At 58.6% G+C, this 12,378-nt stretch carries 11 protein-coding genes, 1 other RNA gene and 1 pseudogene; 6 read left to right on the forward strand and 7 right to left on the reverse strand.

Annotated elements, in window-relative coordinates; genetic code table 11:
* Nucleotides 1-347, reverse strand: a 347-nt coding sequence (gene secB, locus BIS10_RS13000) for a protein-export chaperone SecB (protein ID WP_253505805.1), incomplete at its 3' end; no start/stop codon positions are given.
* Nucleotides 348-411: 64 nt separating this feature from the next.
* Nucleotides 412-834 (reverse strand): rhodanese-like domain-containing protein, encoded by a 423-nt coding sequence (locus BIS10_RS13005; RefSeq protein ID WP_253505807.1) that lies wholly within the window; start codon nt 832-834, stop codon nt 412-414.
* A 254-nt stretch (nt 835-1,088) separates the two neighbouring features.
* Here BIS10_RS13005 and gpmI point away from each other — a divergent pair, with 254 nt between their 5' ends.
* From gpmI to BIS10_RS13020, 3 genes are all read left to right on the forward strand, one after another.
* Nucleotides 1,089-2,651, forward strand: a complete 1,563-nt coding sequence (gene gpmI / locus BIS10_RS13010; RefSeq protein ID WP_253505809.1) for a 2,3-bisphosphoglycerate-independent phosphoglycerate mutase — start codon at nt 1,089-1,091, stop codon at nt 2,649-2,651.
* Nucleotides 2,651-3,808 carry a murein hydrolase activator EnvC family protein gene (locus BIS10_RS13015; RefSeq protein ID WP_392567180.1) on the forward strand — a complete coding sequence of 386 codons (1,158 nt, stop codon included), beginning with the start codon at nt 2,651-2,653 and terminating at the stop codon, nt 3,806-3,808. Before gpmI ends, BIS10_RS13015 begins: the two co-directional genes overlap by 1 nt.
* An 87-nt stretch (nt 3,809-3,895) precedes the next feature.
* The gene (locus BIS10_RS13020; protein ID WP_253505813.1) at nt 3,896-5,197 is read left to right on the forward strand and encodes a S41 family peptidase; all 1,302 of its coding nucleotides are present in this window, start codon (nt 3,896-3,898) and stop codon (nt 5,195-5,197) included.
* Here the strand turns inward: BIS10_RS13020 and BIS10_RS13025 are convergent, their stop codons facing one another.
* The 4 genes from BIS10_RS13025 to BIS10_RS13040 all read right to left on the reverse strand — a co-directional run bounded on the left by BIS10_RS13025 (nt 5,198) and on the right by BIS10_RS13040 (nt 9,799).
* Nucleotides 5,198-6,454: a UbiH/UbiF/VisC/COQ6 family ubiquinone biosynthesis hydroxylase gene (locus tag BIS10_RS13025; RefSeq protein WP_253505815.1), complete on the reverse strand. Its 1,257-nt coding sequence runs from the start codon at nt 6,452-6,454 to the stop codon at nt 5,198-5,200.
* A 43-nt stretch (nt 6,455-6,497) separates the two neighbouring features.
* Nucleotides 6,498-7,736, reverse strand: a complete 1,239-nt coding sequence (ubiH, locus tag BIS10_RS13030; RefSeq protein WP_253505816.1) for a 2-octaprenyl-6-methoxyphenyl hydroxylase — start codon at nt 7,734-7,736, stop codon at nt 6,498-6,500.
* Nucleotides 7,737-7,850: 114 nt separating this feature from the next.
* Complete coding sequence (gene pepP, locus BIS10_RS13035; RefSeq protein WP_253505818.1) at nt 7,851-9,188, reverse strand: Xaa-Pro aminopeptidase; 1,338 nt, start codon at nt 9,186-9,188, stop codon at nt 7,851-7,853.
* 32 nt (nt 9,189-9,220) lie between these two features.
* Nucleotides 9,221-9,799, reverse strand: a complete 579-nt coding sequence (locus BIS10_RS13040) for a UPF0149 family protein (protein ID WP_253505820.1) — start codon at nt 9,797-9,799, stop codon at nt 9,221-9,223.
* Between the two features lie 167 nt (nt 9,800-9,966).
* Between BIS10_RS13040 and BIS10_RS13045 the strand changes: the two genes are divergently transcribed.
* The 3 genes from BIS10_RS13045 to BIS10_RS13055 all read left to right on the forward strand — a co-directional run bounded on the left by BIS10_RS13045 (nt 9,967) and on the right by BIS10_RS13055 (nt 11,175).
* Nucleotides 9,967-10,275 (forward strand): cell division protein ZapA, encoded by a 309-nt coding sequence (locus BIS10_RS13045; protein ID WP_253505822.1) that lies wholly within the window; start codon nt 9,967-9,969, stop codon nt 10,273-10,275.
* Nucleotides 10,276-10,334: 59 nt separating this feature from the next.
* A non-coding RNA gene (gene ssrS, locus BIS10_RS13050) (6S RNA) lies at nt 10,335-10,517 on the forward strand.
* A gap of 7 nt (nt 10,518-10,524) precedes the next feature.
* Nucleotides 10,525-11,175, forward strand: a complete 651-nt coding sequence (locus BIS10_RS13055) for a 5-formyltetrahydrofolate cyclo-ligase (protein ID WP_253505824.1) — start codon at nt 10,525-10,527, stop codon at nt 11,173-11,175.
* A 405-nt stretch (nt 11,176-11,580) separates the two neighbouring features.
* Here the strand turns inward: BIS10_RS13055 and BIS10_RS13060 are convergent.
* A pseudogene (locus BIS10_RS13060) lies at nt 11,581-12,378 on the reverse strand (threonine ammonia-lyase, biosynthetic); the annotation flags it as partial.

Raw genomic sequence — 12,378 nt, forward strand, 5'->3', positions numbered from 1 at the left:
GGGCAGAACGCACCCAGCGTTTGCTCAAGCTGTGCACCTTCAATGCCTGAAATACGGAACAGGCCCGCCTGCTCGACTTCCGCCAAAAACGAGGTGGTGCCGGTTTCGCTGTCGTTGACCTGCGCGGTCACTTTGACGACCACTTCGTACTGGTCATCGGCCACTTTCTGGCTGGTGGTGTTGAGGTCCAGATTGACCTTCGGCTTGAACGCCTGCTTGAACACAGAAGGAGAGTTCGGCGCTTCAAAGGAAATGTCTTTCACGTAAATACGCTGTAACGAGAATTTCAGCTGGGGCTTTTCGCCTTCTGCGGCGCCTGCCTGCGGGGTGTTGTTATCTTCCGCCATGGGATACTCCTAATTGTTCATCCAATAAAAATATGCGCAGCTGCGCAGCTACCTATGCTCTCGTTTACTTCTTAACCACCGGAAGGCCATCCGACTGCCACTGCATCATGCCGCCGCGCAGCTTCATCGCCCGTTCAAAGCCCGCTTTTTCCAGCTTTACCTGGGCAGCGCCAGAGCTCTGGCCATGCTTGCAAACCACAATGATTGGCTGGGCTTTCACTTTATCCAGCTCGTTCATGCGGCTATCAAGGCTGCTTTGGGGAATATTGCGAGCGCCTGCGATATGCCCGGCTTTGAAGTCTTTGCTCTCACGAATGTCCAGCACCACCGCGTCTTCGCGGTTGATGAGCTGAGTGGCCTGGGTAGAGGACACCGCATTCGAGGCGGCACTACGCGTTTCATAAACAATCCACGCTATGAGCACCAGCAAAAATGCCCCCACGAGGAGGGGGTGGTTCATTACGAATTCGAACAGCTGATCGATCATCGCGAACACAATCTCTTGGTCTATGCAGAAAAAAGCGGCCTAACCGCCCTCAGAAACGCGACAAGTATACACGTCACAGGGCATACCGCGCAGGCCATGACGCCCGACGGCTGCCTGCGTTATGATGCCCCAAGCGCGCGCCTGTCGCGACCCCGATTATCAGGTGTTGTCTGAAAACTGGCTGAGCCGCCCTCACCAGCGTTTCAAACTGCACCTCACGTCGCTTGGCTGACTCACAAACGAGGGAATTTTCAATGACAACATCTGCACCGCGCCCCGTTGCGCTGATTATCCTAGACGGCTACGGCCACAACCCCGACAACGCCCACAACGCTGTCGCTGCAGCCAACACCCCTGTGATGGACGCACTGTGGGCTAACCGCCCCCACGCCTTCGTGCATACCGATGGCCGTCATGTGGGGCTACCCGACGGCCAGATGGGCAACTCCGAAGTCGGCCATATGAACCTGGGTGCCGGGCGTATCGTTTACCAGGACTTCACGCGCATCACCAAAGCCATTGAAGATGGCGACCTGGATACCAACGAGGTGCTCACCAAGCCCATCGACGCAGCAGTCGCCAATGGCCGTGCCGTGCATCTGCTGGGCCTGCTCTCTCCAGGCGGCGTTCACAGCCACGAAGATCACTTTATCGCCATGGCCGAGCTGGCAGCGCGGCGCGGTGCCCAGCGCATCTACGTGCACGCCTTTCTAGATGGCCGGGATATGCCGCCGCAAAGCGCATTGGCGTCTATCGAGCGCGCCAACGCCCGCCTTTCCGAGCTGGTCGGTGCCGATAACGGTTTTGTGGCTTCCATCATTGGCCGCTTCTTCGCCATGGACCGCGACAACCGCTGGGAGCGCGTTGAGCAAGCCTACCGCCTGCTCACCGACGGCCACGCCGATTACACCGCCACCAGCGCGGAAAGCGGACTACGCGACGCCTACCAGCGCGGTGAAACCGACGAATTTGTGGCGGCGACCAGCGTGCCGGTTAACGGTAACGCCATCACATTACAAGATGGCGACGCAGCGATATTCCTAAACTTCCGCTCCGACCGCGCTCGTGAGCTGACCCGCGCCTTCACCGATGCAGAGTTCACCGGCTTTGAGCGCCGTGCGCGCCCAACGCTTGCCGGTGATGGCTTGGTCATGATGACGCGTTACGCAGCGGACATCGCCGCGCCAGCCGCGTTTCCGCCCACCGACTTAACCGACACCCTAGGCGAAGTGGTCGCTAAGCGCGGCCTCACCCAACTGCGGATTGCCGAAACAGAGAAGTACCCCCACGTGACGTTCTTCTTCTCCGGCGGTAACGAAGCTGAGTACGAAGGTGAAGAGCGCATCCTGGTGCCCTCCCCCCGTGACGTTAAAACCTACGACGAAAAGCCGGAAATGAGCGCTTATGAGATTACCGACAAGCTCGTAGAAGCCATTGATAGCGGCCGCTTCGACCTCATGGTGTGCAACTATGCCAATGGCGACATGGTAGGCCACACTGGGGATTTCGACGCCGCCGTGAAAGCGATTGAGACCGTCGATATTTGCGTTGGCCGCGTGGTGGAAGCGATTGAGCGCGCGGGCGGTGCCTGCCTGATCACCGCCGACCACGGCAATGCCGAGCAGATGGTTCACCCGGAAACCGGCGCACCGCAAACCGCCCACACCACCTTTGTGGTGCCGCTAGTGTACGTTGGTGAGCGCGCCGCCCAGCTCGAAGATGGCCGCCTGTGCGACCTTGCCCCCACGCTGCTGACCATGATGAATCAGCCACAGCCTGAGGCGATGACCGGAACTCCGCTGCTGCGCTTCGAGTAATGCCCATGTGGCAACGGCTAGCTCGAACGGCCTTATTAACGACGGCCTTGCTAATGCTGGGCTATTCGTCGACGGCGATGGCACAACAGGACGAACAGGCTGCCAGAGAGCAGCTTGATGCCCTCGGCCAAGAAATTGACGCCATGGCCGAGCGGCTAAGCGCCACGGACCAAGCGCGGAACAGCGCCCAGCAAGAGCTAAGGGAAGTGGAAACAGAGCTGGCCCAGACCCACCAGCGGCTGGACCAGCTACAGGCCGAGCGACGCCAGCTCGCTGATGAAACCACCCTGCTACGCCAGCACCGCGAACGCTTAGAGGGTGAACACGCAGCCCAGTACGACTCGCTAGGTCAGCAGCTTGCCGCGCTTTACCGGCTGGGGCCAACGCCCCAGCTGAAGCTGCTGCTCAACCAAAGCGATCCCGCTGAACTTGACCGCATGCAGGCCTACTTAAACCGGCTAACACAGGCGCGCCAGCAGCGCTTGAACGATATTGCACGGCTGGATACCGCGCTCGCGGATACCGAACTGGCGCTCTCCGAGCGCCAAACTCGCCTGGATACACTAGCCGACGAGCTGGAAACCCAAAGCGCGCTGCTCGCCGAGCGTACCGAAGAGCGCCGAGGCGTGGTGACGACGCTAGACGACCGCTACGGCAGTGAAGCTGACCGCTTGGCAGATCTTAACCAAAGCCGCGAACAGGCTGAGCAGCAGCTAAGAGCTATTCAAGCAGAACTGGCGCGCTTGGCTGAACCCACCCCCACTACGAACATTACCCGCACCCAAGGCGATTTGCCCTGGCCGGTGCAGGGCGCCATTACCGCCAGCTTTCAGCGACGGGACGGCGTTCACTACAACGGCATTGTGATTCAAGCGGGAGCAGGCAGTGCCGTCAAAGCGGTTCATACAGGCCGTGTAGTGTTTGCTGACTGGATGCGTGGCTTTGGCAACCTGCTGATCATCGACCACGGTGACCAGATCATGACGCTCTACGCCCACTTGCAGCAGTTCAGCGCCCGCCCGGGGCAGCAAGTGAGCCGTGGCGATGAAATTGGCCGTGTAGGCAGTAGCGGCGGCCAAGCCAGCCCCTCGCTTTACTTTGAGGTGCGCCGCAGTGGCGAACCAATTAATCCGCAACGTTGGATTGCACGTCGTTGACGGGATAAGCTGGTGGTAATGTCTTTATTATGAACGTCTCAACCTGAGCAGCGCGGCTGGCGCTGCCTTTCGCCTAGCGGAGTCCGCATGACGCTATCTGTTACCGAGGTATCGGCCCCTGCCAAGCGCTTCTTGGCTACCCTGCTTCCGCTCGCGCTGCTGGCTGCCCCGCTACCCTTGGCAGCCCAACCGGCGAACAGCGTTGCCGACGACCTGCCACTAGAAGAGATACAAACGTTCGCGGAAGTATTCGAGCGCATCAAACGCGGCTATGTAGAAGAAGTGGATGACCGCACCTTACTGCGCAATGCCATGCGCGGCATGCTCAGCGAGCTAGACCCTCACTCGGCCTATTTAGACGAGGAGGAGTATCAGAGCCTGCGAGAGTCTACCCAAGGCGAGTTTGGCGGTATCGGCATTGAAGTAGGCACCCAGAATGGCCAACTGATGGTCGTCACGCCCATTGATGACACGCCCGCTTCACGGGCGGGCCTGCTGTCTCAGGATATTATCGTCGCCATCGACGGCACCCCCACCGACAGCCTGTCGCTGCAGGAAGCCGTCAACTTAATGCGCGGCGAACCCGGCACGCCACTGCGTTTAACTATTTTGCGCGCAGGTGAAGAGTCGCCCCGCGAGTTCACGCTCACCCGCGAAGTGATCCGCAGTGAGAGTGTCAAACATGAAACGCTGGAGCCAGGCTACGGCTACCTGCGTATCAGCCAGTTTCAGTCACGTACCCCCGAGCAGGCGCGCCAAGCCATTGAGCGCATGATGCGCGATCAGCCGCTGGAAGGTTTAATTCTGGATCTGCGTAATAACCCCGGTGGCGTTCTTCAGGCGGCGGTCGGAGTGACGGATCTCTTCCTGGATGAAGGGCTGATTGTGTATACCGAAGGGCGACTCTCGGATACTGAAATGTCGTTTTCTGCCTCTCCGGATACGCCAGCGGGCGACATACCGCTCGTGGTGCTAATCAACAGCGGCAGCGCATCAGCGGCTGAAATTGTCGCAGGCGCTCTGCAAGACCAGCGCCGGGGCGTCATCATGGGCACTGAAAGCTTTGGTAAGGGCTCGGTACAGCAGATCATGCCGTTGGGCAATGGCGAAGGTTTGAAGCTCACTACCGCCCTTTACTACACCCCGAATGGCCGCTCGATTCAGGCGCAAGGCATCGAGCCGGATGTCGAGGTGGTGCGCGGCCGCCTGGAAGTCGCGGAAGGGCGTCGTGAAATTCGCGAAGCAGATCTAGACGGCCACTTAAGCAGCCAAGACGATATGCCCCCGGAACGCGCCGCCATGTCTCAGCGGCTGCGCGACGACTACCAGCTCAGCGAAGCCCTTAACCTGCTGAAAGCGCTGAACGTAGTGGATCGCCGCCGCGGCTAGCTAGCGGCACGACGCTGGCAGGCGACCCCGCTCTCCGGTCGCCTGCCGCATCACCACACGCTTAAGCGGCACGAGCTGGTTCATGCCACTCATCCCCAAGTTGCGCGCCAGCGTAAACACCGGCTGATGGCTGCCAAACAGCACCTTAAAGCCCTTCATTAAGCCCAGCATGGCCGTGTTATCCAAGCGCCGACGGCGCTCATAGCGACTCAGCGTGGCCAAGCTACCCCAAGGGGCACCCCGGTGCCATGCCGCCACCACCTCTTCGGCTAATACCGCCGCGTCCATTAATCCCAAATTAACGCCCTGCCCGGCCAGCGGATGAATGCTATGGGCGGCATCGCCTACTAGAGCAAAGTTAGGCTGCACATAATGCTGGGCGTGGCGCTGCACCAGCGGAAACCGATAAGCGCTATCTACGGGCATGACATCGCCCAGGCGATGGTCGAAAGCCTCGCCAAGCGCCTGCCCCAGTGCCTCAGCAGAGTAAGCGGTGAGTTCACTGGCATGCTCAGGCGTTGTGGACCACACAATGGAACAGAAGCGGTCATCTCCATTGACAGTGAGCGGTAAGAAAGCCAGCGGACGACCACCGATAAAGGCTTGGCGAGCGGTAGCGCCGTGGGACTGTTCGCAGCGCACCGTGGTGACGACCGCCTCTTGCTCCATGGACTCCTCCGCCACCGAGATGCCTACTAGCGCTCGCAAGGCAGAGCGCGCGCCGTCGGCAGCGATCACCAGCGGCGTTTGTAGCTGCCTACCGTCCTCCAGTACCAGCCAGCGGCCGCTGGCCGTGGTTTGCAGTGCCGACACGCTGACGCCATCGAAGCGTGTCAGGGTCGGCTGCTTGGCAACTTGCTGATTCAGCGCGGCCTGCGTGACATCGTTTTCTACAATATGGCCTAGCACGGCGGTGCCCGCTTCGTCCGCCGAGAAGTGAATATGCCCACTGCCCTCAGCATCCCACACCTGCATATAACGGTAAGGCGTTACCCTTGCCGCCGCCATGGCAGGCCATACGCCCAAATGCGTGAGCAGCCGTTGGGACACCGGGGTCAGCGCACTAACGCGGGGGGCGGGAATCTCGCCAGCGACGTCATCCAGGCGCAGCGGCGATGCCTTGGCTTCCACCAGCGCCACCTGCATTCCCGCTTCTGCCAGTAGCCCGGCCAGCGCAGCGCCCACCATACCCGCGCCAACAATTACCGCATCGAAACGCGTGACGGGCGGCTTAGCTGCTTGTGATTGCGTTGTCATAACACTCCTTGGCTTGGGTCATTGAGGGCGCTGGATAAGAGCGTTAGCGCTCCAGGCCCATCGCGCGGCGTGCCAAGCCACGGCGCAGCGGGCCAATCAAATTAAGGCCGATCAACCCAGCGCCACGGGCGTGGGGCAGCAGCGGCAAAGAGTAACCAAACAGCCGTACTAAGCCGTCACTAAAGCGGATCACATTGGCGCGGTCTTGGGCGCGGCGGCGCTCAAACGCCTGCAACGTGTTCATATCTCCCAAGGAGCGCTGCTGCTGAGCACCTTGGGAGAGCGCTTCAACCAAATCCATCACCGAGCGCAGCGCTAAATTGAAGCCCTGGCCAGCCACCGGATGCAACGCATGGGCCGCATTGCCCAGCACGGCTAAGCCGGGGCGCACGGGTTCTTCTGCAGTCACCAGCGAAAGCGGATAGCTAAACCGCTGGCCAACGCGGGTAAAGCGCCCGACTCGGTCGCCAAACGCCTGCTGAAGCTGGCTCAAGAAAGCATGATCTGGTAGCGATAATCGTGCCTGCTCGCTACCGCTGGCATGGGTCCAGACCAGCTCCATAGCCTGCCCCGGCAGTGGCAGCAGCGCGATAGGCCCCTCGGAGGTAAAGCGCTCGTAAGCAATACCTTGATGAGACTGGCTAATGCCCACATGGGCAATGATCGCCGTTTGCTCATAGGAGTGACGGCGGCTAGCAATCCCTAGCTGCTCCTTCAGCCCCGAGCGCCCGCCATCAGCTAAAATGGTCAGCGCGGCCGTTAGCTCGCTGCCATCAGAAAGCTGCAAGTGATGCCCGATGGCCGTGGGAGTCATCTGTGCCACCGTGGCGGGGCAGTGCCACTCGATGGGTAATTGCTGCAGCTTCTGATGCAACACGCGCCCCATCCAAGCGTTGGGTATCACGTGACCCAAGGCAGCGACGCCTAGCTCTTGTGCATTAAGACGCGTCGCGCCCAAACGGCCCCGCTCGCTGATATGAATACGATGTATCGGTGTGGCCTCGACCTGCATCGCTTCCCACACGCCTAGCTGACGAAAGCGCTGAGCAGAACCCTCGGCAATGGCGCTGGCGCGGGCATCAAAGCTCGGCTGCCACGTCGTTTCCTCGGCGCTCTGCGGTAGCGCATTGGCCTCAATGATGGCGACTCGCCAGCCATAGCGCTCAATCAGCGGTGCCAATGCACAGCCCAAGCTGGCACCTACCAGCCCACCGCCCACAATCACGATGTCATGGGTGGGCGACTGCTGCTGTGCAGGCGTTACCTGTTCTGCCCCATGCATTGGCTTCTCCTCTTCATACGCGCTTATATAACGCACTTACACGACAAGCACCTTGGCTAAGCGTAATTTCGTAACGTAGTTTACATAAACAAAAAAACAGACCGTTTTTGCTGGTTATTTTTTAACCATTAACTGCTCTATTTCGTCTACCTGTTTCGGCACGCCATCAGTGAGAATGTCATGCCCCTGATCGGTGACCACAACGTTATCTTCAATACGAATGCCGATACCGCGATAGGCAGCGGGAATACCGTCTTCATCAGGGATATAGAGACCAGGTTCCACGGTAAGCACCATGCCTGGGGCAAGCAGGCGAGGCGTCGCTTCATCCAAGCGGTAGGTGCCCACATCGTGTACATCCAACCCTAACCAGTGAGAAGTGGAATGGAGGTAAAAGCGCCGATAGCTTTCGTCATCAATGCGCGCCTGAACGTCTCCCTCTAAAAGCCCCAGCTCAATCAGGCCGGCCGTTAGGTCATGCACCACGCCCTGATGGATATCCGCTAGCGTAGCGCCAGGCGCAATGGCATCCACCGCACGCACCTGGGCATCTAACACTACTTGGTAAAGCGCCCGTTGAGCATTATTAAAGCGCCCGCTCACCGGGAAAGTACGCGTGATGTCGCCTGCGTAGAGATCAAACTCTGCACCGGCGTCAATTAGTACCAGCGTGTCCTCCTCCAGCACATCACTGTTCTCAATATAGTGCAGCACACAGGCATTGGCGCCGCCGCCCACAATCGTGCTGTAGGCAGGCCCGCTAGCGCCTTGCCACACAAAAGTGTGCTCCAGCTCGGCCTGAAGCTGGTATTCACTTAGCCCGGCTTGGCAGGTGTGCATAGCGCGTACGTGGGCCTGGGCTGAAATGGCCGCTGCGTGACGCAGCAAAGCAATTTCAGCGGGGCTTTTGATTAGGCGCATCTCGTGAATCAAGGGGCGGCTATCCAGCCAGCCTTTCAGTGCGGGCTTGCCCCGGCGCATGCCCGCTTGGGCATGGGCAAGCGCCTCTTCAGCGATGCTAACCGCGTCGGGGTTATCCAGCGGCGCATAGAGCAGCTCACGGCCATCCAGCAGCTCTGCCAGCAGGTCGTCGCGCTCAGCGTTCTCGAATGCTTGGTCGATACCATGCACGCTGACAACGCCCTGCGCTCCCAGCCTTCGTCCGGTCCAGGACTCCATGGTGGGGTCGCGGTCTTGGCAGAACACCACGCTTTGTCCCTCTGCGCGGCCTGGCAACAGAACTAGCAGCGCATCAGGCTCTTGAATGCCGGTTAAGTAGTAGAAGTCGCTCTGCTGGCGGAAGGGGTATTCGCTGTCGTGGGAGCGAGTCACTAGCGACGCCCCTGGCACCAGCAGCGCGGCATTGCTCGGCAGCTGCGCCATGAGCGCCTCCCGGCGCTGACGATACTCTTTTGGATGAACAGCAGCGGGGCGAGGCAATAGCGTTGGCATAACGGCTCCTATGCAGACGTGATGGGCGGAAATTAATGAACGGGGGCGTCGGTTTGCTCAACCTGAGGCTTGCCGGGGTGCTGTTCGGTGTACAGCAACATGGCCGCCATTCGGGCATGCTCGGTTAAAGCAAACAGGTCGTTCTCGTTTTCCGTGCTATCGTCGATGTCGGTCTCCATCTGGCCAAGGCCCTCCAGATCATCAATCGCTTCTTTCAGCGTTTGCGACCAACGCTCCCGAAGGGTGTCATCGGCTACTTCATCCACCACTTCCATAAAGCCAAGCGTCCACTCTTTCAGCCCTTGGGCCTGTTCTGCCAAAGAGAACAGCTCATCGGGAAGTAATGGCGCGTAGTTCAGGTCGCTGGCACTCAGCGCTTCTAGGGTTTGACGACGCCAGCCTAGCAGCCGCTCGGCACTGGCCGGGTCACGGGGTTGCTCTACCCCCAAACTGAGACACACTTCTTCCAGCCACGCTTCGGCGGTCACGTCACGCAGTGCCAATAAGCCGCACAGCCGTCCATCCAAAAACGCGGGAGACTGCATGCTACCGTGCAACAAAAATACATCCGCTACGTCAGAAAAGTCCTGGCGCTCGTCAATCAATGACATGATTCATGCTCGCTTTATACAGTGTGAAGATAAAACCACGAGGATAGGCGGGCGAGCCTGCGCGTTGACCCCGCACAAGCGGCTCTCTTATAGTGAACCCCGTCTATCCTTCCTATGTAGTGATGTTAACGCATCGGGCCCCTTGCTGGCCCGTGCTGGAGCCATTGATGAGTAACGCAAAGCGGCCAACGAAAGAGATCACCCTACTGGGTCGCAGTTATATGATTGCCTGCGACACGGGCGAAGAAGTCCAGCTTGAACGCGCTGCTCGCTATTTGGACCGCGCCATGCACGGTATTCATGCCCAAAGCAGCGTGCTGGGCAGCGAGCGCATCGCGATTATGGCGGCGCTGAATATTACCCACGAACTGCTGGAAGCGCTGGATGAGCACCGCGCGGGGGAAGCCAGTCTCAGCCGTTTAAATGATCGGCTTGAGCGAGCACTGGCAGGCACCCGGCCGTGCAAAAAGCCTTAAACCAGCGAACATCTTCAACCGATACTTTGGCATTAGCGGCGGCTCTGTTAGGATAGCGGTGTTCTCTGGGGTGTACGCCAGTCGTTATAGTCCCTCGAGCCTATGCGCAGTACCCAGGGGGCCAAATGCTAGCCAGACCCGTGTGCATGTCCGTGCGTCGGAAAGCCTGACGGTTTGGCTGCGGCCACCCACCTGAACCAGTAGGTTCAGGGCCAGAACGACAGCGGCATTCTGGGGAACACTCTTTTAATGGCCTACCGCCTTATGACCCACACCACGCCTAGCGATAAGCCTGCACTACGTCGAGAATTAAAACGCCGACGCCGCACTCTCACCGCCGAACAGCAAAAGCAGGCGGCTCTGGCCCTGTGCCAACGCCTAAAACAGCTTCCAGAAATTCGTCGTGCCAAACGGATCAGCCTTTACCTGCCGGTGAATAGTGAAATTGACCCTACACCGTTAATCCCCTGGCTGCGCCAGCGTCGTATTGCTATCTATTTGCCTGTGCTGCGCCCCTTTAGCGCCAATAGCCTTTGGTTTGTTGCCTATCGCGATACCACGCCCATGGTCAAAAACCGCTTTGGCATTGCTGAACCTTGCCCGCGCTTTGCTGCTCACCGGCACAATCGGCTGCCTGCCTGGGCGCTGGATACGCTGATTGTGCCGCTGGTAGGGTTTGATCAATACGCTAACCGGATGGGCATGGGGGGCGGCTTCTATGACCGCAGCTTGGCCTTTATGCGTCGCCCTGGGCCTGCGCCCTCGCTGATTGGCGTGGCCCATGCCTGCCAACAGGTGGATGCCCTGCCAATCGAACCCTGGGATATCCCGCTCAACGCGGTAGTCAGCGATACTGCTGTTGTACGGCCAACCAATGAAGGACCAACAAAAACGGGCTGATCATAGCGATCAGCCCGTTTTATTGATTCACCCAGCAGGTGCAGCGTCGATACCGTTAGCGCTGTTGTTAACCGTTGGTTAACTCCCTGACAGCGCTTGCGCATATCCAGTGGCTAATACGCCGAGTAAAAACACCACTGTTAACGCCATCACCATATCAGGCTTTCTACGCCGCATGCCTCTTCTCCAACGTGTTTAACAGTTGCCAAATGCCCTTAGTGCGTCACCAAGTTTTTCATTTTGAGAAGATGACCCACTTCACTAATTTCGCTCACGACTATAGGGCCATAAGGGGCTCAATGACAACTGCTAATAGCACTATTTTAACCCCTTAATTAAACGTTTCAACAACACCTCTCTACCTAGCAGCTCTGGCATGCACCGTTAGTAAGCACTTACATAGTGTTACGCCATAAAGAGCCGGTAAGCGGGGTTATCACTCTCTTGCCAGTAGCGGTAGCCAATCGCGTCTAAATACTCCGCAACATGGGTACGATCTTCACTGGGCACCTGCATGCCCACCAGAACGCGGCCATAGGCAGCCCCGTGGTTACGATAGTGAAACAGCGAAATGTTCCAGTCGTGTGGCAGCTGAGTTAAGAAGTTCATCAATGCGCCAGGACGTTCAGGAAACTCGAAGCGATAAAGCTCCTCTTCAAAACGTTCGCTGGGGCGGCCACCGCTTAAGTGACGAATATGCAGTTTCGCCAACTCGTTATCGGTTAAGTCTTCTACCTGATAACCGCCCTCACGCAGTTTATCAATTACTGCTTGGCGATCTTCCCCACCTGGCTTGACCTGCACACCCACAAAGATATGCGCTTCGCTATCATCGGCGTAGCGGTAGCTAAATTCGGTGACCATACGCTTGCCCAGCGTGCGGCAGAATTTCTTAAAGCTGCCGGGTTTTTCTGCAATGGTGACGGCCAGAATGGCTTCGCGCTGCTCACCCAACTCGGTGCGCTCGGCAATATGCTGCAAGCGGTCGAAGTTGGTGTTGGCGCCAGAGTTAATACACAGCAGCGTCTCGCCTTCTGCACCGGTTTGCTGCACGTACTTTTTAAGGCCCGCTAACGAGAGCGCGCCGGAAGTTTCAGCGACGGCGCGGGTATCTTCAAAAATATCTTTCACCGCGGCACACATCTCATCGGTGTTAACAGTGATCACATCGTCAACAAGGTCACGCACCAGCGAGAACGGGAC

This window comes from Halomonas sp. 707B3, from assembly GCF_024158645.1.
GTDB classification, from domain to species: Bacteria; Pseudomonadota; Gammaproteobacteria; order Pseudomonadales; family Halomonadaceae; genus Vreelandella; species Vreelandella lionensis.

Coding starts and splice junctions, on each gene's coding strand:
- BIS10_RS13005 (WP_253505807.1), bottom strand. CDS start 834: ATGATCGATCAGCTGTTCGAATTCGTAATGAACCACCCCCTCCTCGTG.
- gpmI (WP_253505809.1), top strand. CDS start 1,089: ATGACAACATCTGCACCGCGCCCCGTTGCGCTGATTATCCTAGACGGC.
- BIS10_RS13015 (WP_392567180.1), top strand. CDS start 2,651: ATGCCCATGTGGCAACGGCTAGCTCGAACGGCCTTATTAACGACGGCC.
- BIS10_RS13020 (WP_253505813.1), top strand. CDS start 3,896: ATGACGCTATCTGTTACCGAGGTATCGGCCCCTGCCAAGCGCTTCTTG.
- BIS10_RS13025 (WP_253505815.1), bottom strand. CDS start 6,454: ATGACAACGCAATCACAAGCAGCTAAGCCGCCCGTCACGCGTTTCGAT.
- ubiH (WP_253505816.1), bottom strand. CDS start 7,736: ATGCATGGGGCAGAACAGGTAACGCCTGCACAGCAGCAGTCGCCCACC.
- pepP (WP_253505818.1), bottom strand. CDS start 9,188: ATGCCAACGCTATTGCCTCGCCCCGCTGCTGTTCATCCAAAAGAGTAT.
- BIS10_RS13040 (WP_253505820.1), bottom strand. CDS start 9,799: ATGTCATTGATTGACGAGCGCCAGGACTTTTCTGACGTAGCGGATGTA.
- BIS10_RS13045 (WP_253505822.1), top strand. CDS start 9,967: ATGAGTAACGCAAAGCGGCCAACGAAAGAGATCACCCTACTGGGTCGC.
- BIS10_RS13055 (WP_253505824.1), top strand. CDS start 10,525: ATGGCCTACCGCCTTATGACCCACACCACGCCTAGCGATAAGCCTGCA.